Here is a 19,407-nt window from a genome sequence, read left to right on the forward strand (position 1 = left end):
TGCGCGTCAGCTACAACGTCCGCGCCACCTCGCGCGCCGCCTCGAACGGCGTTCCAAAGCGGTGCGTCGTGATTGACACGGCTTGCTCCCTCAGGAACGGCATCAACTCAAGCGTCGGATTGCCGGTCGCGCGGTGAGCGAAAACGGCGGCCCTGGCCGTGCCATTTGACGCGCCGTCGCCCTCAGCCACGAGCCTGATGCGTCCGCCAAGGTGCTGCTCTGCGCGGCGAAGGCACGCGTCCCACGGCTCGACGCGCATCGTCACGCCCTCTGCGTCCAACGCTTCGGCCAGCCCCGCCGGTAGCGGCCCAGGAGCTGACACCACGCCACGGCCTCCCGCCCGAACCCTGGCGGCACACACCCTGACGAGCGCGTCTGCGGAGGCGGAGCCGTCCCACCGAATGTCCGTGTCGGCTGGCGCGTAGCGCAGGGCGTTGACCTCCGACGTCAGCCCGGTGCGATCGATGGCCGTGCCGTACTGCCTGATCCATTCCTGGGCGTCGTCCACGGCAGCAGCGTGAACCCACGCGGGGGCTTCTACTCGCGCGAGGAACGATGTCAGGCGGTCTCCCACGGGCAGTTCGCGACTCGTAGCCGTTTCCTGCGGCTCCCAGTCGGTGAGCGCCTGAAGATAGTGCGGCCCCCCAGCCTTGTGCGTGGGACCGACCACAGACCGCTTCCAGCCACCAAAGGGCTGGCGTTGCACGATGGCCCCGGTGATGCCCCGATTGACGTAGGCATTGCCCGCCTCGACGGCGGCAAGCCACGCCTCGATCTCCGCCTTATCGAGCGAGTGGATCCCGGCGGTCAGGCCGTAGTCCACGGCGTTCTGCAGGGCGATCGCCTCCTCGAGGTTTGCCGCCACCATCATGCCGAGCACGGGGCCGAAGCACTCTGTGGTGTGGAAGAAGGACCCTGGCGCGACGCCCTTCTTGAGCCCTGGCGTCCACGCGGTTCCCGTGCTGTCGAGGGCGCGCGGCTCGACCATCCAGCTTTCGCCGGGCTCGAGGGTTGTCAAGGCACGCTCCAACTTGCCGTGCACCGGCTCGATCACGGGTCCCATTTGGGTGGTGGGATCGTGAGCCGGCCCCGCCACGAGCGACGTCACGGCGTCCTCGAGTTGGGTCAAGAAGCGTCGCGACGTCGCGACGGATCCCACCGCGATCACGAGCGATGCGGCGGAACACTTCTGCCCGGCATGTCCGAAGGCGGAGGCAACGACGTCCCTCACGGCCAGGTCGACGTCGGCCGAAGGCGTCACAATGATGGAGTTCTTGCCGCTCGTCTCCGCGAACAGCCGCAGACCTGGGCGCAGGCTCAAGAAGCGCTCGGCGGTCTCATAGGCGCCGGTCAGGATCACCTGATCGATGCGCTCGTCAGTGATGAGCGGCTCGCCCATCACCTCTGCATCGATGTCGATGAGCCGGAGCGCGTCGTGGGGAATTCCCGCGGCCCACAGCACCTCGGCAAGAACGGCGCCGCACCGCGCCGACTGCCCGGCGGGCTTGAGCACTACCGCCGACCCTGCCGCGAGGGCGGCCAACGTGGACCCTGCCGGAATCGCGACGGGGAAGTTCCACGGCGGCGTGACAAGTGTGACCCGGCGGGGTAACGGCGCGGCGCCAGGCATCGTCCATAGTTCGAGCGACCGCTCCGCGTAGTAGTGAGCGAAGTCGATCGCCTCCGAGACCTCCGGGTCCGCTTGGTCGATCGTCTTGCCAGCCTCGGACATCATCACCTCGATGAGTTCGGCCCGGCAGGACTCCAGGACGTCGCCGACGCGGTGAAGCAGTGCCGCGCGAGCGTGCGGTGTCAGCGCCTGCCACGCTCCGGCGCCGGCATACGCTGCGGACACCTCCTCGTCGAGTCTGTCCGCGGTGTCGACCCGCGCGGCGTCGAGCGTCGCCTTGCCGGCCTGCGAAGACGACGCTTTCGCGAAGATGTCCGTTGCCCATGCCCGGTTCGCGGCGACGGAAGGGTCCGCGTCAGACGCGTTGGCGAACTCCTCCACCTTGTCCCGGGTGTCAGGGCGCGTTGCCGCGCGATGGGTGGGCGCCGCGGGATGGTCGACCACGTTCCAGGACTCGACGAATCGGCCTCGCTCGAGCTCGAATGCCTCTGGGTCGGCGGCCATGTCGTACAGCGATGACATGAAATTCTGCTTGCTTGCCACCTCCTCGAGGCGGCGCACGAGGTAAGCGAGAGCCACATCGAACTCGCGAGGGTGCACTACGGGCGTATAGAGGCGCAACGGCCCCACGTCGTCCGCGACCGCTCGCGCCACATGCTCGCCCATGCCCAGCAGCATCTCGAAATCGACGGCTTCACTCACGCCCCGCTCGGCAGCGGTGAGATGCGCGTGGGCGATGTCAAAGAGATTGTGCCCTGCGATCCCGATGTGCACGGCACGCGTGCGCTCTGGAGTGAGCGCGTAGTCGACGAGGCGCTTGTAGTGGGCGTCTGACTCGACCTTCGAGTGCCACGTGGCGAGCGGCCAGCCGTGAAGCTCCGCATCGACCCTTTCCATCGACAGGTTGGCCCCCTTGACCAACCGCACCTTGATGGGGGCTCCCCCACGGCCGACGCGCGCGGCGGCCCACTCCTGCAGGCGCACCATCGCGCCCATGGAGTCCGGCAGGTAGGCCTGCAGCACGATCCCAGCGGTCAGAGACGCGAACTCGTCCTCATCAAGCAAGGCCGTGAACACGGCCACGGTGAGATCGAGATCCCTGTACTCCTCCATGTCGAGGTTGATGAAGGCGCCGGTCGCCTCCACTGCCGTGCGGAACAGCGGCCTCAACGTATCGACGATCTGCGCCACGTTCTGCTCGAAGGCCCACGGGTTGTGCGGCGCCACGGCGGCCGACACTTTGAGGGACATGTAGTCAACGTCCGGCCTCTTGAGCAGCGCGGCGGTGCGCTCGAGACGCCGCGCGGCTTCTGCCTGGCCCAGCACTGCCTCACCCAACAGGTTGATGTTGAGGCGGTGTCCGTCTGCCCGCAATCGTCCAAGGGCGGGGCCGAGTCGCTTGGGAGTGGCATCGACCACCAGGTGAGACACCATGAGCCGCACGGTGCGTCTGGCCACCGCCACGACCACGGTGGGCACGACGCGGGACGCCCATGATCCCAGTCGGAGTAACACGCGCTGGTAGGCGGGGAGGAACCCGGCGTCGCGATCGGCCATCGCACGGAAGCTCCTAGCGGCCACGCGCGTGTCCTCCGGACGAATCACCCCGTCAACGAACTGTGTGAGAAACGAGAGGCCGCCCTCCTCGCGAAGCATTCGCGCTAGCAGCGTCGCGGAGCCCTTGACCGGATGCGCCCTTGACCTGGCCAGCCACTCGCGCACCACGGCGGTGACCTCGTCAGGACCGTGCACGTGTGCCACACGGTGATTCGCCTCGGACGTCGGCTGCATCGAGTCTCCCTTCGAACCCTGTGGCCAGTGTGCGCCGCCATCTTGATCAGCACCAGTTCACATTCATCACCACAACCATGCAGACCTGCTTAACTATCACCATGCTCGATCTCACGGGACTTGCCATGTTGCGAGAGTTTGCGGTGCGCGGCACCCTCGCGGCCACCGCCGAGGCGATGGGCTACTCGCCCTCGGCCATCTCACAGCAGCTGGCGGCACTTGAGCGACAGGCGGGAGTGCCGCTTACCGTAAGAACTGGTCGACGTTTGCGGCTCACGCCCGCCGGGGAGCGCCTTGTGACCCACGCCGACGCCGTGCTCGCGACCCTCGAAGAGGCACAGGCCGAGTTGCGGTTGAACCGGGAGTCCGTCAGGGGAACGGTCAAACTTGCCGTCTTTCAGTCCGCCGCTCTCGCGCTCGTACCGCCCGCCTTGCGAGCGATCCGGGCCGCTCATCCGAAATTGCGAGTGCTCGTGACGCAATCCGAGCCCGGCGCCGCTCTCGCGGACACGTGGGCGCGCGACTTCGATCTCGTCGTGGCGGAGGAGTATCCACATCATTCCGCGCCTCACTACCCCCAAGTTGACCGTCGGCCGCTCGTCACCGACGAGCTCAGACTGTGTGTCGGTGGGCCGTGGGCGGATGCGACCACTCTTGCCGACGTCGCTGATGCGTCCTGGGTGATGGAGCCCCGAGGCACGGCGACCAGGCACTTCGCCGAGCAGGCGTGCCGCACCGCAGGCTTCGAACCGGACGTGCGGTTCGAGACGGCCGACCTTCAAGCCCACGTGCGTTTCATCGAGTCTGGACTGGCCGTCGGACTCCTCCCAGGGCTCATGTGGGGGCGAGGAGACATGGCGGCGCTTGCCCATCCCCTGCGGCCCGCCGCATACCGCACCGTTTTCACGGCGGCGCGTCGCTCATCCCGACACGACTCGGCCATCGCAGCGGTGAGGACCGCTCTTGAACGCGCCGCCCAGGAGCTCAGCACCATGGCTGGCACGGCACCGTCCGTCGCCCCCTCGCTGTAATGGCAGCGCGGCTTCACATGCGTCGCAACCGATGCGTGCCCGCGCTTGGGTAGGCTCCTACGCGTGTCAGACGAAGCCGCGCCGCCCTCCCCCACGCCTAGCGGCATCGACCCAGAGGACCTCGAAACCGCGTTGCGCGTCCTCGCGACGCTCCACGAAGTGGGCGAAGACCATCCCGACTTTGTCGCGGTACGCCACGCCACGTCCCGGATGGTCAAGGCCGTCAAGCAGGCCCGGCGGCGCGACAAGCGCTCGGCCATCGCTCGAGCCGACGGCGCCGTTGTGGCCGCGACCGCCACAGGTGCCGCCGACAGGATTGACGACGAGACGCGCGGCCTCGCCCTGACAGCCAGCGTGTCCGCCCCCATCGCCGGCACGTTCGTCAAGCCCCGCCCGTGCTACATCTGCAAGCAGAAGTACACCGAGGTGGACGCGTTCTACCACCAGTTGTGCCCCGAGTGCGCGGCCCTGAGCCACGCCAAGCGACATGCCCGCACCGACCTGTCAGGCAAGCGAGCGCTACTCACGGGAGGTCGCGCGAAGATCGGCATGCACATCGCCTTGAGGCTGCTTCGCGACGGCGCCCACACCACGATCACGACGCGATTCCCTCATGATGCCGTGCGGCGCTTCGCCGCCATGGACGACGCTGGCACGTGGCTCCATCGCCTCACGGTGGTTGGCATCGATCTGCGTGACCCTTCCCAGGTGGTTTCCCTCGCGGAGACGGTCGCGTCCGAGGGCCCACTCGACATTCTCATCAACAATGCCGCGCAGACGGTGCGTCGCTCTGCGGGCGCGTACGAGCCGCTCGCCGATGCCGAGTCGGTTCCCGTTCCGGCTGGCCTGTGGCCGGCCGGGCGCGGCCCTCGCATGGTCACGCTGGGTCGCACGGCTGATCAGCATCCCCACGCGCTGCAGGAGTCGGTGGAGACTCACCCCCTCCTTGCCTCGGCGCACACGGCGGAAATGGGCACGCAAGCCAGCCCCAACGGCCCTGCGGGAGTGGCTGGCGTCAATGCGCAGCGCCTCACTGACCTGGCCCTCGCACCCGGATCGTCGTCGCTCGCCAAGTTGGCTGACGGAAGCGCGATCGATGCCGGTGGCCTGATCCCCGACCTTCACGACACCAACTCGTGGGTGCAGGCGGTGGGAGACGTGGACGCGCTCGAGCTTCTCGAAGTGCAGTTGTGCAACTCGACGGCTCCGTTCATTCTCATCAACCACTTGCGGCCACAACTGGCCGCCGCGGCCGCATCGTCTGCGAGCCGCAGTGGGCGCGCCTACATCGTCAACGTATCCGCCATGGAGGGCGTCTTTAGCAGGGGTTACAAAGGCCCTGGCCACCCGCATACCAACATGGCGAAGGCTGCGGTCAACATGCTGACCAGGACGAGCGCTGGCGAGTTGTTTGAGGCCGACGGCATCCTGATGACGAGCGTGGACACGGGCTGGATCACCGATGAGCGGCCCCATCCCACCAAGGTGCGGCTAGCAGAGGAGGGCTTTCATGCCCCACTTGACCTCATCGACGGCGCCGCAAGGGTCTACGACCCGATCGTGCGCGGCGAGGCGGGCGAAGACCTCTACGGCGTCTTCTTGAAGGACTACTCGCCCTCCGGTTGGTAAGAGCCGGAATCGACGACGGTGGCCGAGAGCCACGGAGCCGGAATCCCCATGCCCTCCACCAGAGCCAGCGCGTGAGGGCGCAACTGACCGGATAGTGCGTCGATCTGCTCCCCCACCGCCTTCGCCCTTGCCGCGCTGATGCGATGGTGCTCAAGGAACCACGCGCGGTCTCCGTTGATGCTGTCAAGGGCGTACAGGCTGCAGAGGGTCTCGAGCACCTTGGACGCCTCGTCATCCTCGCATTGCGCAATTCCCTCCATGAATGACGCGAGGGTCACCTGCTCCATGTGGGCGCGGGCTACGAACTGCACGTGGGGGCCCAAGCGGTTGAAGGCCTCGAAGCCGTCGCCAGATTCCTTTCGGGCAGCCCTCATGCGGCGCGCGAGCGACTCGAGCGAATGCCTGGCCCGCTCCTCGAACATGAGAGCGTGCCAGGCCCTGTCAACCATCGTGGTCTGCTCCGGCCGCCGTCTCACCGAGTTGGCGAGTCGCTCGAAGGCAAGGTTGGCCGCGGTGCGTTCCAGCAGAGTCTCTCCCACCGCTCGGGTGGTCTCTTGGACCACTCCCGTGCGGTCGAGCGCGCTCCATGCCTGCGCGTAGTTGGTGAGCAGGGCCTTCGTCACCAGCTGCATGAGCACGGTGTTGTCGCCCTCGAACGTCGCGAAGATGTCGATGTCCTGACGTAGCGCCGTAAGCCGATTCTCGCTCAGGTACCCGGCCCCTCCGCACGCCTCTCGCGCCTCCTGGACCGCATCGTTCGCAAACCACGTGGTCATTGCCTTGATTCCGGCCGCCCTCGTTTCCAGCTCACGCTGGTCGCGCTCGGTGTGGACGTCGTCGCCTTGGACGTGCACCAACGCGGCGGTGAGGTCGTTCTGTGCGAAGCCGAGCGCGTAGGACCTGGCCACCTTCGGCAGTAGCCGACGCCGGTGCGTGACGTAGTCCAAGAGCAGGACGCCGTCTGGGCGCCCCGCGGCGGGAAACTGACGCCTGGTAAGCCCGTGGCGCATCGCAATGGATAGGCTTCGCCGCGCCCCGATCCCTCCTGCCGCGGCGATACACACCCTGCCGCGCACAAGCGTGCCTAGCATCGTGAAGAACCTGCGGTTCGGGTCGGCAATCGGTGACCGATACGTGCCGTGCTCGTCAACACCCCCGTAGCGGTTGAGTAGCATGCGGCGAGGTACGCGCACGTGGTCGAAGCTGATGGTGCCGTTGTCCACACCCAGCAGTCCGCCCTTGTGTCCCTGGTCGCCGGTGGTGACGCCGGGGAGGTCGCGACCCTCATCGTCGCGAATGGGGACGAGGATCGTGTGAACCCCGTGGCCTTCGCCATTGACCGTGAGTTGCCCAAAGACGGCCGCCATGGTCCCGTCCACCGCAGCGTTGCCGATGTAGGCCTTGGCCGCGCCTGGAGTCGGCGAGTTCACGATGTATTCGTCGGCCTCGGCGTCGTAGACAATCTCCGTCTCGAGGCTTGCGACGTCGGAGCCGTGTCCCAACTCCGTCATGGCGAAGCCGCCCAGGATCTTCATCGATGTGATGCCCGGCAGGAACGCGTCGTGATGCCACTCGGTGCCCAGGTTGGTGACCGCGCCGCCGAACAACCCGAACTGCACGCCCGACTTGATCGTCACCGACATGTCCCCGTGCGCGAGCATCTCGAACGTCACGACGGCAGAGAGCGGATCGGCAGGGGCTCCCGCGTGCGCGGGCACGCCCGCCGAACCAAAGCCAGACTCGGAGAGCTCGCGCAGTCGGGCGAGCGTCCAGGCCCGCGCGCCATGCACGTCGAGCGTAGGGTCCATCAACAAATTCGCTGACGGGAACGCGTCTCTCGCGGCGGCACGCTCGGCGGCATAGGGGCCGTCGAGCGCCCGCCTCAGTGCGCCGCCTAGCGTCGTGAGGTGCTCCGCGCGTTCAAGTGCGGTGGCTTCATCGGTCAACGTCATTGTTGCTCCTGAGGTCAGGGGTGGGTGAGGTGAGGGCTACTCGAGCGGGAGGGCTCCCACGAAGGCTGGCGTGAAGAGTCTGGTGATGCGCTCCAGTACGACGTCGCGGGGAGTGTCTGGCTCCGATGCCATCCAATGGTCGGCGGCCGCACGCACGAAGCCCGCCAGGCCGTGACCCCACGTCGACGCGACCGCTGAGTCAATTCCGCGACCGTCAAGGTGCTCGGCGATCGCCTGCGCGACGTGCGCACCAATGACGTCGGGCAGCGCGCCAGCGGGATCGATGACTCCGGCGGGCCCAGGGGCTGGACGCACCAGAACGAACCGATAGATCTCGGGGTCTCGCTCGACCAGGCGCAGATATGCGTCGGCAATATCGGTGGCGAGCCGGCCCATGTCGGCCGCATCCGTCAACTGGAGAGCCGCCGTCATCCCCTCGTGGATGTTCGCGTGCACCTTGTCTACGACGGCCGCGTACAAGCCCGCGCGGTCGCCAAAGTGTCGGTAGAGCACGGTCTTGCTGACGCCCGCCTGGGCCGCGATGTCGTCCATCCCCACGTCGGCCCCGTGGGCCCGAATCGCGCGCAGCGCGTCCGCCACAAGTTCACGGCGCCTAGTGACGCGGTGCTCGTCCCAGCGAGTGGCCCTGCCATCGGTGCTCATGCCTCCACAGTACCCGTGTCGCTCGGTATCTGCTACCTTGCGTTATAGATAGTTCTCAACGACGAGGAGAGGTTATGTCCCACGAGGCCGTCATCGTTGGCGGAAATCGCATCCCCTTTGCGAAGGCCGGAGGGCGTTACGCGGAAGCCTCCAACCACGACATGCTGACGGCTGCGCTTGACGGTCTCATCGCGCGCTTCGGCCTCAGTGGGCAGCGCGTGGGAGAGGTAGCGGGAGGCGCGGTGCTGAAGCACGCCCGTGATTTCAACCTCACTCGAGAGGCGGTGCTGAGTTCCGCGTTGTCCCCCGATACTCCTGCCTGCGACCTACAGCAGGCATGCGGCACCAGCCTCGAGGCCACCGTCTACATCGCCAACAAGATCAGGTTGGGCCAGATTGACTCGGGGATCGCTGCAGGCGTCGACTCGGCCTCCGACGCCCCCATCGCGGTGAGCGATCCGTTGCGCCGCATTCTGCTGAAGGCGAGCGCTGCGAGGTCCACGAAGGATCGCGTCGCGGCGCTGGCACGCATCCGACCCTCGCACCTGGCGCCCGCGGCACCCAGTGTCCGGGAGCCACGCACCGGCTTGTCGATGGGAGAACACCAGGCGCTCACGACGAAGTCATGGGGCATCAGCCGCGAGGATCAGGATGCCCTGGCTGCCGCGTCCCACGGAAACCTTGCCGCCGCGTGGGACGAGGGCTTCTTCGATGACCTCGTCACGCCGTATCAAGGCGTCACGAAGGACGCGTTGTTGCGCCCCGACACGTCGATCGAGAAGCTCGCGGCGCTCAAGGCGGCATTTGGCGGGCCAGACGGCACCATGACGGCAGGAAACTCGACCGCCCTTTCCGACGGAGCCGCGACCGTCTTTCTCGCCGACGCTCAGTGGGCCAAGCGCCACCACCTGTCCGCGCTCGCACGCGTGGTCGACGCCGAGGTTGCGGCCGTCGACCACCCTTCAGGCGCCGACCTGTTGCTGGCCCCGGTGGCGGCGGCAGGGCGACTCATGGCACGCCAGGGCCTGTCGCTCGATGACTTCGACCTGGTAGAGATCCACGAGGCCTTCGCCTCAACCGTGCTCGCCACGCTCGCGGCATGGGAGTCAGAGGACTACTGCCGCGGCGTCGGTCTCGACGGCCCGATCGGCACGCTCGACCGGAAGCGGCTCAATGTGACGGGCTCTTCGCTCGCCGTGGGGCACCCCTTCGCCGCGACGGGAGCGCGCATCGTGCCCACCCTTGCCAAGTTGCTCCATCGCAAGGGAGCAGGATCGCGGGGGCTCATCTCCGTGTGCGCAGCGGGCGGTCTCGGCGTCGTCGCCGTCTTGGAGGCAGTGTGATGGCCGCTCTCGAAAGGGTCTTCTACTCCCCTGCTGGCCAGTCACTCGCGAAGCGAGCCGGAGTGCCGCAGGCCCAGCAGCTTCGCCGTGGCCGCACCTGGCCATCCGGGCCGATCGTGCTAGCGCCCCTGGGCTCCCCCACGCTGGTGCGCGATGCACTCATCGCGCTGGGACGCGAGTTCCACCATCCCGTGATCGACACCCCAGGAGAAACGCCACCCGGCTACGGCGCGCGCATTGGAGCGATCGTCGTGGACGCGACGGACGTGTCGACTCTTGATGCCCTGGAAGGGTTGCGCGCGGTGCTCCGGCCCGCGTTGAGGTCTGTCGAGGCGTCTGGGCGAGTGATCATCGTCGCCCGGCCAGCCGACGGCGACTGGGAGGCTCACGCTGTCGCGAGGAGCCTCGACGGCATCAACCGCACCGTGGGCAAGGAGCTGCGCAAGGGCGCCACCGCGAACCTGGTCTACGTTGACAAGTCGGCTAGTAGCGCCGACGTGCAATCCACTCTTGACTTCCTCCTTCAGGGCCGGTCCGCTTTTGTCGACGGCCAGTCGTGGTACGTCGGAACGAGCGGCACGGGCCCTCAGCCAACGGACCCTCCCCTCGAGGGCAGGGTCATCGTCGTGACGGGTGCGGCGCGCGGCATCGGGGCCTCCATCTCCCGCATTCTTTCCCGCGACGGCGCCACGATCGTGGCGGTCGACATCCCGGCGGCTGGTGAGTCGCTCGCCGCAGTCGCCAACGAGGTGGGGGGCACCGCGCTCCACCTTGACGTCACCGCGGCCGACGCCGGCGAGCGCATCGCCGCTCACGTTGCTCAGCGCGGTCTGCGGCTCTACGGCATCGTCCACAACGCCGGCATCACGCGAGACAAGATGCTCGTGAACACCGACGCCGACAGGTGGTCCTCCGTATTGCAGGTCAACCTCGCGGCTCAGTTGCGCATCAACGAGGTGCTGCTCAAGAAGGGCACCGCAGGCGGACTGCAAGACGGCGGGCGCATCGTCGGCATCGCGTCCACGTCTGGCCTGGCGGGCAACAAGGGCCAGACCAACTACGCGGCCTCCAAGGCCGGCGTCGCTGGCCTTGTCGCGGCCATGGCGCCCGATCTCGCGGAGCGGGGCATCACGGTCAACGCCGTCGCCCCCGGCTTCATCGAGACCGACATGACCGCCCGCATCCCCTTTGTGCAGCGCGAGGTGTTCAGGCGCACCAACAGCTTGGCTCAAGGCGGCAGCCCAGACGACGTCGCGGAGACGATCGGCTACCTCCTTGACCCAGCGTCGGCCGGGGTTTCTGGGCAGGTCATCAGGGTGTGCGGCCAGAACCTGGTGGGCGCGTGATGAAGCGCGACACCGAGGTCCTATCGAGGCCGCCGCGTCTCGCACCGGCGTTCGCGCGTTCACTGATCCCCCGCTCCCGCGGCGGGTCGCCGCGCATCCCCACCCGCTCGGCCGTCATCGAGAACCTCACCCAGGACCGCGAACGCCTCGCCGCCTACGACAGGCTCACAGGGTTCACGCTGCGTGACGACGTGCCGCCGACGTGGCTGCACGTCCTGACCTTCCCGCTGCACATTCACCTGCTGTCCGATCCGGAGTCGAGCATTCGGCTACTTGGCGCGGTGCACGTGAGCAACCGCATGACGCTACACCGGCCCGTGGGCGCAGACGAGCGGCTCACCCTCGACGTGCACCTGGACGCGCTCAGACCCCACGCGCGCGGCGCCTTGGTGGACCTCATCGGGCAGGTGCGTGTCGACGGAGAGCCCGTGTGGGACGGGGTGAGCACCTACCTGGCTCAAGGCGTGTCCGTCGAGGGCGAGCCTCACGCCGTGGAACGCCAGCTGCACGAGCCCTCTACGCCGCACTCCCTGTGGCGACTGCCCGTCGGCCTTGGACGTGACTACCGCTCCGTATCGGGAGACCCGAATCCGATCCACACCAGCCGCATTGCGGCCCGAGTGTTTGGTTTCCCCCGACCCATCATTCACGGCATGTGGACGCACGCGCGGGCGCTCGCCGCGATCGAACCGCGCCTGCCGCCCACCTACACGGTAGACGTGGCGTTCACCAAGCCGATCCTGTTGCCAGCCACCGTGGGGCTCACCTCCACGCCCACCGCCACCGGACACGCCGCAGCCGTCACTGATCGCACAGGCACTAAACCGCACCTGCTCATGAGCGTCGTCGGCGAGCCTCCCAACAAGTGAAGTACCGAGTACTCGACAATCCCCCTACCCCCATAGATCCATCAACGAGGATGGTGAAGAGCATGACCACCGCACACGCACTCCCCAGCAACAACCCCGTCGGCGACCAAGAGCGCCCCTGGTACGACTTCTACCCGCCGGAGGTTTCGCGCCGCATCCCTGACCTGACTGAGTTGTCCCTCTCGGACATGGTGCGGGATACCGCGCAGCGTCACGGCGATGCGATCGCCTTCTCCAACCTGGGAGGCACCCTCAGTTTCGACGAGGTCGATCAGCTCGCAAGCGACTTCGCCAGCTTCCTCCAGGCGGACCTGGGCCTGGTCAAGGGGGACCGCATCGTCATCCAGATGCCGAACCTGCTCCAGTACCCCGTGGCGCTCTTCGGCGCGTTGCGCGCCGGGCTGATCGTGGTCAACGCCAATCCTCTTTACACGTATCACGAGCTATCCCGCGTCGTCTCCGACGCGCGCCCCCGCGCGATCGTGGTGCTCGCAAACTTCGCGGACAAGGTGGAGCTCGTGCTTCCCGGCAGCACCATCGAGCACGTGATCGTCACCCAAGTGGCCGATCTGTTGTCCCAACCGCGCCGCAGCCTCATCAACTTCGCCGCGGCAAAGATCAAGAAGATGGTTCCCGACTACAACATCCCCCAAGCGGTGACGTTCCGCGATGCGCTCGCACTTGGTAGGGAGGCCCCCTTCTCAGACCCTGGCGTGGTGCCAGGCGACGTCGCCTTCTTGCAATACACCGGAGGAACGACGGGAGGAGCAAAGGCCGCGGTCCTCACCCACTGGAACCTGCTGAACAATCAGGAACAGTTCATGGGCCAGGTGCGCAATACGTTGGGCGAGGAGCGGCAATCGACCGTGATCGCAGCGCTGCCGCTCTATCACGTGTTCGCCCTCACCGTGAACTGCTTGGGCTTCTTCCGGTTTGGCGCTCACAACGTGCTTGTCACCAATCCGCGCGACATGCCGGGATTCGTGAAGACGCTCAAGCAGACGCGTCCTGATGGCCTGATTCTTGTCAGTACGCTGGCGGGCGCGCTGCTCGATACGCCCGGCTTCGCGGACGTAGACCTGAGCGATTGCCGCATCACGGTGGCGGGAGGCATGGCCGTGCGCTCCTCGGTGGCGGAGCGCTGGAGGGCCGCCACTGGAGCCGACATCATTGAGGGCTATGGCCTCACGGAGGCCTCCCCTGTGGTCAGCGTCAACCCCACCCACATGCCGCCCCGCGTCGGGACCATCGGGGTGCCGCTTCCATCGACGGACGTCATGATCTTGGACGACGACCGCAAGCCCGTGCCCGCCGGTTCGCCCGGCGAGCTCGCTGTCAGGGGCCCACAAGTGATGCAGGGGTACTGGAACCGCCCGGAAGAGACGGCTGAGGCTCTCACCGACGACGGCTGGCTCCTCACAGGCGACATCGCTGTCATGTCGGAGGATGGCTTCCTCACCATCGTGGATCGCAAGAAGGAGATGATCCTGGTGTCGGGGTTCAACGTGTATCCCGCGGAGATTGAGGAGGCCGCGATGCTCCATCCTGGAGTGGCAGAGGCGGGCGCCATTGCCGTGCCAGATGAGCACACCGGGGAGCTGCCCAAACTGTTCGTGTCCCGCCGCGATCCTGACCTGACCGAAGAGGAGCTGCAGCGTCACCTCAAGGAGCACCTGGCGGGGTACAAGCGCCCCAGGTACATCGTGTTTCTCGAGGAGCTTCCTAAGACCAACGTGGGCAAGGTGCTCCGACGAGCCCTCGTGGAGGCGGACGACGCTGGGGCCAGGTAGTCACCGACGCGGCGGACACTATGGGGGCGCTACGGCCGTATGCAGGCGACGCCCTTGGCGAGTGACTCCTGCGCGTTCAGCACTCGCTGATTGCGGCTGCCACGGAACGCCAACGAAAGGTCCCGCTGCGACTCCTCAAAGCGACCCTCGCACAATACGTCGACCTCGGCCAGTAGCGCGCGCTTGTCATCCGAGTCGGCGATCAACTCCTCGAACGTGTAGCCACTCCAGCACCACACGTCCTTGGTGTGACCGAACTCGGCGCGCAGCCTGCCCACCACCTCAAGGCACACTTGAGTGTTGAGGAACGGCTCGCCTCCCAGGATGGACAGCCCCTGCACTGACTCGTGAGCGAGGTCGGCCATGATGCGGTCTCCCAGTTGGTCCGTGTAGGGCTGCCCCAGCCGGAAACTCCACGCCTCCTCGTTGAAGCACCCCTCGCACTTGAACAGGCACCCGGCCACGTAGAGGCTGCAGCGCACGCCCTCACCGTCGACAAAGGAGAAGGGCTTGTAGTCGGCCACATAGCTATGGCTGACCTTCTCGGCCTTCCATAGCCTCGGAATCGGTGTGAGCGGCATGACGCTCGGCCCTACTCGAGTGCTGACAGCGGCACTCGCACGTCGCCAGACATGTGCTTGACGCGTGCCGCGATCTCCGTGTGCCTGCCGTGAACCATGGGCCGCTGCTGGGGGTTACCCAGGTAGCCGCAGGTGCGCTTGACCACGTCACACGTGCGCGGGTCCTCGTTGCCGCACGACGGGCACGCGAAGCCGCGCGCCGTCGGATCGAAGTCGCCAGCGTAGCCGCACTCGTAGCAACGGTCGATGGGCGTGTTCGTGCCCAGGTAGCCGACGCGGTCGTACGAGTAGTCCCACACGGCCTCAAGTGCCTTGGGGTTCTGCTGCAGCACCGGGTACTCGCAGTAGTGAATGAACCCTCCGGAGGTGTACGGGGCGTACTCCGCCTCGAAGTCGAGCTTCTCGAAGGGCGTGGGGCTCTTGCGCACGTCGTAGTGGAAGCTGTTCGTGTAGTAGTCCTTGTCCGTGATGTCAGCGACCGATCCGAAGCGTTCCTTGTCGAGGCGGCAGAACCGGTCCGTGAGGCTCTCGCTCGGTGTCGAGTACACACTCACCCGATAGCCCGAGTCCGCTGTCCACTCCTTGGCGTGAGACTGGAGTGAATCCAGCACACTCAGCGTGAGTTGCTTGGCCTCGGGGTTGCTCTCCCACTCCGGCCCGAAGAAGGCCGTCGCGACCTCGTACAGGCCGATGTAGCCGAGCGAAACCGTGGCACGCCCATCCTTGAAGAGGGTGTCGACCTTGTCCAGCGGGCCGAGCCGCTTGCCGAACGCGCCGTGCACATAGAGGATCGGCGCGTTTCCTGGCACGGCCTCCTTACACCGCTGCACGCGGAACATGATGGCATCGTGCATCGTCGCCAGACGCTCCTCGAGCAACGCCCAGAACACGCCCACGTCTCCCTCTGACTCGAGAGCGATGCGAGGGAGGTTGAGGGTCACGACGCCAAGATTCATTCGACCCTCGACCCTGTCGTCACCGTCCTCGTCCTCCCAACCCTGCAGGAACGAGCGGCAGCCCATCGGCGCCTTGAACGAGCCCGTGAGTTCGACGATCTTGTCGTAGTTGAGCACGTCTGGGTACATGCGCTTGGTGGCGCACTCGACCGCGAGCTCCTTGATGTCGTAGTTCGGGTCCCCCGCCTTGCGGTTGAGGCCCTCCTTGATGGTGAACAGCAACTTGGGGAAGATCGCGGTGCGGCCCTCCTTGCCGAGCCCGCGCAAGCGGTTCTGCAGGATGGCTCGCTGAATCTCCTTCTCGTACCAACCGGTGCCCAGGCCGAATCCGAGCGACGTGAACGGCGTCTGTCCGTTTGACGTGAAGAGCGTGTTGATCTCGTATTCGAGCGACTGCATCGCGTCGTAAATGTCCTTGCGCGTCTTCGCCTTGGCGTACTCGCGTTGGCGCTCCTCGCCTTCTATCCACTCGTGGGCGTCGGCCTCGTGCTTCGCATAGTTCATGGCCGCGTAGGGAGCGAGCAGTTCGTCGATGCGGTTGACGGTGCAGCCGCCGTACTGGCTGGAGGACACGTTCGCGATGATCTGGGAGATCTGGGCGGTCGCCGTACCAATCGACCGAGGAGTGTCCACCTGAGCGTTGCCGATCCTGAAACCCTTGGAGAGCATCGACTCGAAGTCGATGAGGCAGCAGTTGGTCATCGGCGCATAGGGGTGGTAGTCGAGGTCGTGGTAGTGGATGTCGCCCTTTTGGTGGGCGTTCGCCACGTGCGCGGGGAGCATGCGCAGGCCGATGGCCTTGCCCACCGTGCCTGCAGTCAGGTCGCGCTGGGTGTTGAACACCTCGGCATCCTTGTTGGCGTTCTCGTTGACGACGCTCGAGTCCTTGTCCAGCAACTTGATGATCGAGTGATTGAGGTCCGTTGCCTTACTGCGCGCGAAGTCGCGCTGCACGCGGTAGTCGATGTACGCCTGGGCGACCTCGTACTCTCGGGCCTCGAGCAGCACGTGTTCCACGACCGACTGGATCTCGTAGATCTTGACCTCGCCGATGTAGCGCTCGGCGAGCTCCTGGTCGACGCGCTTCACGAGCTGAGAGATCGACCGCTTGTGCATCGCGCCTAGCTCACCGTGGACCGCCTCGAACGCCTTCGTCAGTGCGGCGCCGATGCGGCCGTCCTCAAAGCGCAGCGTGCGCCCGTCACGCTTGACCACGGACAGGGTAGGTTGCCCGCTCGCGGCAGCAGCTCGTGAGGTCGTGTTGTCCAGGTCCGTGATGCTCATCGCTCTCCTCCGTCGTTCGAATCCGCCCCGGGGGTTTGCCTCCGCGTGCAGCCTGTGCGTCCGCAGAACCACTACATCTAGTGCGGCAGGCGGAAATCACACACTAGATCTGGTATCTCACGGTGGCTGGGACCTTGGTCCCTGGACCGCCTCGTCAGCGCAACCGAGCGCGCTCCGCTACGCCCTGGATCCTCAGGCCAAGCAGCGGATCGAACATCGCACCGGTCGCGCTCATCACCACGTCTGCACCGGCGTGTCGCATTGCCGCGTAGTCCTCTTGGGTGCGCACACCGCCCACGCCGACGATCGTGAAGTCATCGCTGCCGCGGTCACGGAGCGTCGCCAAGCGCCCGGCCATCTCGAGGCCCGCCCATGCGATCGCCGCACCACACACGCCACCCACGTCACGGCCCTGACCTGGAAGCGCCTGGCGGCCGTCACGACCCACCAGATGGGCGGACATCGTGTTGACGGCCGCATACCCTTGGACGATTCCTCTTGTGGCGGCCACCAACCGTGCCAAGGGCGGGTCGTCACGAAAGTAGGCCAACTTGAGGAGCAACGGCAGTTCGCCCACTGCCGTCTTCACCGCATCGACAATCTTGACCACCGTCGGCGTGTCGAAACACAACAGGTCGGTGGCGCCCTCATTGGGGCAGCTGATGTTGAGCTCGAGGACGCGCACACCCGTCTCTGCAACCAGGGTTGCCGCGCGTACGTGGTCGGCAATGTAGGCCTTCTCGCGATCGGTGGCGCCTGAGTCGGGGCGCGTCCCCTGGAACGAACCGACGAGCACCTGACCCGTCCCGGCCGACCTCACCGCGGCCGCCATGTCTGGCTGCCACTCGTCTGGGTCTCGCGACGGCACCCCGAAGGAGTTGGTCACGCTCGTCACGTGCCGGAAGTCGTCGTCCGCCAATACCGGATGCTCGGCCCGCTCGACGGTCAATTGACCGTCGACATGCACCGCGAGCGTGTTGGGGAACGGATGAGCAGGATGGGCTCTGGTTCGGACCGTCTTGTAGACGTTGATGTCGTATCCGTGCCGGAAGGCCGCCGCACAGAATGCGGCATTGAGCAGCGGCCCTGCGGGTATGCCGAAGGGACGACCCACGGAGTGCCCCAGAAAGGTCGCCTGCGCATTCCCTGCATACACGTACGGGGAAGGCTCGCAGAACACCCCAAAGGGGCCATGCGCGTAATTGTCCTCGTACGTGCGCAACGGATCATAGAAGGGGATCATTTCCCCCGACGCTATGCGCAATCGGTAGGGGCGTTCCGGGACGTACGGTCCCCACTCCCCCCGGAGCCATCGTCATCCAGATTGCCACCGTGCCCATGGGCGGCTGCTTGAGCACGGCCGGCTCGCTTCGCACGGTACAAGGCCCCATCCGCCAACTGGATCGCGCTCTCGAGAGTCATCCCTTCTACGAGGCTCGCCACGCCGTAGCTGACCGTGGGAAGCTCTCGATCGGGTTCTGCCGTGCTCTCGAACGCCCCGTTGATCGCAACGGTTGCCGCGAGAGCCGTGTCGACGTCGGCGTCTGCAATGAACAACACGAACTCCTCCCCCCCGAACCGCGCCGCAAGATCGTGCTCCCCCAGCGTCGAACGCAACGCCTTGGCGAAGGAGGTCAGCACCCGGTCACCATACGGATGCCCGTGCAGGTCGTTGACCGACTTGAAGTGGTCGATGTCCGCCACGATCACCGCGTGGCCTACCTTCTCTCCCCCACGCGTCTGCATCACCTCGCGAACGTGATCGATGAAGGCGGAGCGATTCATGAGCCCTGTGAGGTCGTCGGTGAGGGCCCGAATCCGCCAGCCGCGTTGCTCTTCGTAGTGGCTCAGAGCGGTGACCGTGTACGAGACAACCACCAGGAGCAGCAAGACCAAGAAGGTCGTGGTGCGCGGGCCAACCCATCTGACGTAGAACTCCGCATCGGGACCCACGGCCAGGTACGTCGCGATCCTGACCGCGTAGAACACGGCTGCCAGCGCCGATGCGATGGCCAGGGAGGCTATCGCAGTGCGTGCCTCTCCGTCGTGCCGCCGATCCACGCGCTGTGCGTTCGCCTGGTAAACAGCGAACAACTCCCTCGCCGCCAGACCGAGCATGACGCCCATGCCGACCAAGAGGGAGAGCCCTCCGGGCCACGAACCTCCTTCAGGACGCTCCCACCACGTGGCGAGGGCGGACACGCCCGCCACGCCGATGGGAAGCCACCATCGGGGTGCGAGACCCCGCAGGGAGCGTGCAGCCAGCCATGCGAGCGCTGCGCTCAGCACCGAGACGCCATTGCCCAGCGCGGCCGCCAGCGTCGATTCGGAGGCTCCGCCCAGGACATAAAGGCCCGTGCCGATGGCGGAGCCCGCGACGACGCCTGCCCACCAACACGCAAAGTGCGAACGTGTGGCTCGATAGGTCCCAAAGAACACGAGAACAAAGACGCATGCACCCACGGCGGCTTGCGCGGCCCTGAGCGTTTCGATATCCCCCATGCTATGAGCGTAGACCCCTGCTACCCCGCCTTACCAGCGG

13 protein-coding genes are annotated in these 19,407 nt (G+C 66.3%); 6 read left to right on the plus strand and 7 right to left on the minus strand.

What is annotated here, in order from left to right; all coding sequences use genetic code 11:
- Positions 1 to 10: 10 nt before the first annotated feature.
- Positions 11 to 3,421 carry a bifunctional proline dehydrogenase/L-glutamate gamma-semialdehyde dehydrogenase gene (locus QZZ33_RS02335; RefSeq protein ID WP_291377867.1) on the minus strand — a complete coding sequence of 1,137 codons (3,411 nt, stop codon included), beginning with the start codon at positions 3,419 to 3,421 and terminating at the stop codon, positions 11 to 13.
- A gap of 101 nt (positions 3,422 to 3,522) precedes the next feature.
- Between QZZ33_RS02335 and QZZ33_RS02340 the strand changes: the two genes are divergently transcribed.
- Together QZZ33_RS02340 and QZZ33_RS02345 are read left to right on the plus strand one after the other, a co-directional pair.
- A complete protein-coding gene (locus QZZ33_RS02340; RefSeq protein ID WP_291377868.1) occupies positions 3,523 to 4,452 on the plus strand; it encodes a LysR family transcriptional regulator in 930 nt (309 codons plus the stop codon).
- A 63-nt stretch (positions 4,453 to 4,515) separates the two neighbouring features.
- Entirely contained in the window at positions 4,516 to 6,081 is a 1,566-nt protein-coding gene (locus tag QZZ33_RS02345; RefSeq protein WP_291377869.1) for an SDR family NAD(P)-dependent oxidoreductase, read from the plus strand.
- Here QZZ33_RS02345 and QZZ33_RS02350 read toward each other — a convergent pair.
- Both QZZ33_RS02350 and QZZ33_RS02355 read right to left on the minus strand, forming a co-directional pair.
- Entirely contained in the window at positions 6,060 to 8,033 is a 1,974-nt protein-coding gene (locus QZZ33_RS02350; protein WP_291377870.1) for an acyl-CoA dehydrogenase, read from the minus strand. The two genes, QZZ33_RS02345 and QZZ33_RS02350, sit on opposite strands and share 22 nt — an antisense overlap.
- A 36-nt stretch (positions 8,034 to 8,069) precedes the next feature.
- Positions 8,070 to 8,696 carry a TetR/AcrR family transcriptional regulator gene (locus QZZ33_RS02355; protein WP_291377871.1) on the minus strand — a complete coding sequence of 209 codons (627 nt, stop codon included), beginning with the start codon at positions 8,694 to 8,696 and terminating at the stop codon, positions 8,070 to 8,072.
- Between the two features lie 74 nt (positions 8,697 to 8,770).
- Here QZZ33_RS02355 and QZZ33_RS02360 point away from each other — a divergent pair, with 74 nt between their 5' ends.
- The 4 genes from QZZ33_RS02360 to QZZ33_RS02375 all read left to right on the plus strand — a co-directional run bounded on the left by QZZ33_RS02360 (position 8,771) and on the right by QZZ33_RS02375 (position 14,044).
- Entirely contained in the window at positions 8,771 to 10,039 is a 1,269-nt protein-coding gene (locus tag QZZ33_RS02360) for an acetyl-CoA C-acetyltransferase (protein WP_291377872.1), read from the plus strand.
- Positions 10,039 to 11,385 (plus strand): 3-oxoacyl-ACP reductase, encoded by a 1,347-nt coding sequence (locus tag QZZ33_RS02365; RefSeq protein ID WP_291377873.1) that lies wholly within the window; start codon positions 10,039 to 10,041, stop codon positions 11,383 to 11,385. Before QZZ33_RS02360 ends, QZZ33_RS02365 begins: the two co-directional genes overlap by 1 nt.
- Positions 11,385 to 12,254, plus strand: a complete 870-nt coding sequence (locus tag QZZ33_RS02370) for a MaoC/PaaZ C-terminal domain-containing protein (protein ID WP_291377993.1) — start codon at positions 11,385 to 11,387, stop codon at positions 12,252 to 12,254. Before QZZ33_RS02365 ends, QZZ33_RS02370 begins: the two co-directional genes overlap by 1 nt.
- 62 nt (positions 12,255 to 12,316) lie before the next feature.
- On the plus strand, positions 12,317 to 14,044 hold the full coding sequence (locus tag QZZ33_RS02375; RefSeq protein ID WP_291377874.1) for an AMP-binding protein: 1,728 nt from the start codon (positions 12,317 to 12,319) through the stop codon (positions 14,042 to 14,044).
- A gap of 29 nt (positions 14,045 to 14,073) precedes the next feature.
- On the opposite strand, the gene nrdG is transcribed toward QZZ33_RS02375, so the two are convergent.
- The 4 genes from nrdG to QZZ33_RS02395 all read right to left on the minus strand — a co-directional run bounded on the left by nrdG (position 14,074) and on the right by QZZ33_RS02395 (position 19,367).
- Positions 14,074 to 14,625: an anaerobic ribonucleoside-triphosphate reductase activating protein gene (gene nrdG / locus QZZ33_RS02380; protein WP_291377875.1), complete on the minus strand. Its 552-nt coding sequence runs from the start codon at positions 14,623 to 14,625 to the stop codon at positions 14,074 to 14,076.
- A gap of 11 nt (positions 14,626 to 14,636) precedes the next feature.
- The gene (nrdD, locus tag QZZ33_RS02385) at positions 14,637 to 16,865 is read right to left on the minus strand and encodes an anaerobic ribonucleoside-triphosphate reductase (protein ID WP_291377876.1); all 2,229 of its coding nucleotides are present in this window, start codon (positions 16,863 to 16,865) and stop codon (positions 14,637 to 14,639) included.
- Between the two features lie 154 nt (positions 16,866 to 17,019).
- A complete protein-coding gene (locus QZZ33_RS02390; RefSeq protein ID WP_291377877.1) occupies positions 17,020 to 18,108 on the minus strand; it encodes a hypothetical protein in 1,089 nt (362 codons plus the stop codon).
- Between the two features lie 11 nt (positions 18,109 to 18,119).
- Positions 18,120 to 19,367 carry a GGDEF domain-containing protein gene (locus QZZ33_RS02395; protein ID WP_291377878.1) on the minus strand — a complete coding sequence of 416 codons (1,248 nt, stop codon included), beginning with the start codon at positions 19,365 to 19,367 and terminating at the stop codon, positions 18,120 to 18,122.
- Between the last annotated feature and the right edge of the window lie 40 nt (positions 19,368 to 19,407).

The organism is Demequina sp. (assembly GCF_016278775.1).
Classification (GTDB): domain Bacteria; phylum Actinomycetota; class Actinomycetes; order Actinomycetales; family Demequinaceae; genus Demequina.

Excerpts from the sequence above, each read along its gene's own strand:
- QZZ33_RS02335 (WP_291377867.1), bottom strand. The coding sequence starts at position 3,421 with ATGCAGCCGACGTCCGAGGCGAATCACCGTGTGGCACACGTGCACGGT.
- QZZ33_RS02340 (WP_291377868.1), top strand. The coding sequence starts at position 3,523 with ATGCTCGATCTCACGGGACTTGCCATGTTGCGAGAGTTTGCGGTGCGC.
- QZZ33_RS02350 (WP_291377870.1), bottom strand. The coding sequence starts at position 8,033 with ATGACGTTGACCGATGAAGCCACCGCACTTGAACGCGCGGAGCACCTC.
- QZZ33_RS02355 (WP_291377871.1), bottom strand. The coding sequence starts at position 8,696 with ATGAGCACCGATGGCAGGGCCACTCGCTGGGACGAGCACCGCGTCACT.
- QZZ33_RS02360 (WP_291377872.1), top strand. The coding sequence starts at position 8,771 with ATGTCCCACGAGGCCGTCATCGTTGGCGGAAATCGCATCCCCTTTGCG.
- QZZ33_RS02365 (WP_291377873.1), top strand. The coding sequence starts at position 10,039 with ATGGCCGCTCTCGAAAGGGTCTTCTACTCCCCTGCTGGCCAGTCACTC.
- QZZ33_RS02370 (WP_291377993.1), top strand. The coding sequence starts at position 11,385 with ATGAAGCGCGACACCGAGGTCCTATCGAGGCCGCCGCGTCTCGCACCG.
- QZZ33_RS02375 (WP_291377874.1), top strand. The coding sequence starts at position 12,317 with ATGACCACCGCACACGCACTCCCCAGCAACAACCCCGTCGGCGACCAA.
- nrdG (WP_291377875.1), bottom strand. The coding sequence starts at position 14,625 with ATGCCGCTCACACCGATTCCGAGGCTATGGAAGGCCGAGAAGGTCAGC.
- nrdD (WP_291377876.1), bottom strand. The coding sequence starts at position 16,865 with ATGAGCATCACGGACCTGGACAACACGACCTCACGAGCTGCTGCCGCG.
- QZZ33_RS02390 (WP_291377877.1), bottom strand. The coding sequence starts at position 18,108 with ATGATCCCCTTCTATGATCCGTTGCGCACGTACGAGGACAATTACGCG.
- QZZ33_RS02395 (WP_291377878.1), bottom strand. The coding sequence starts at position 19,367 with ATGGGGGATATCGAAACGCTCAGGGCCGCGCAAGCCGCCGTGGGTGCA.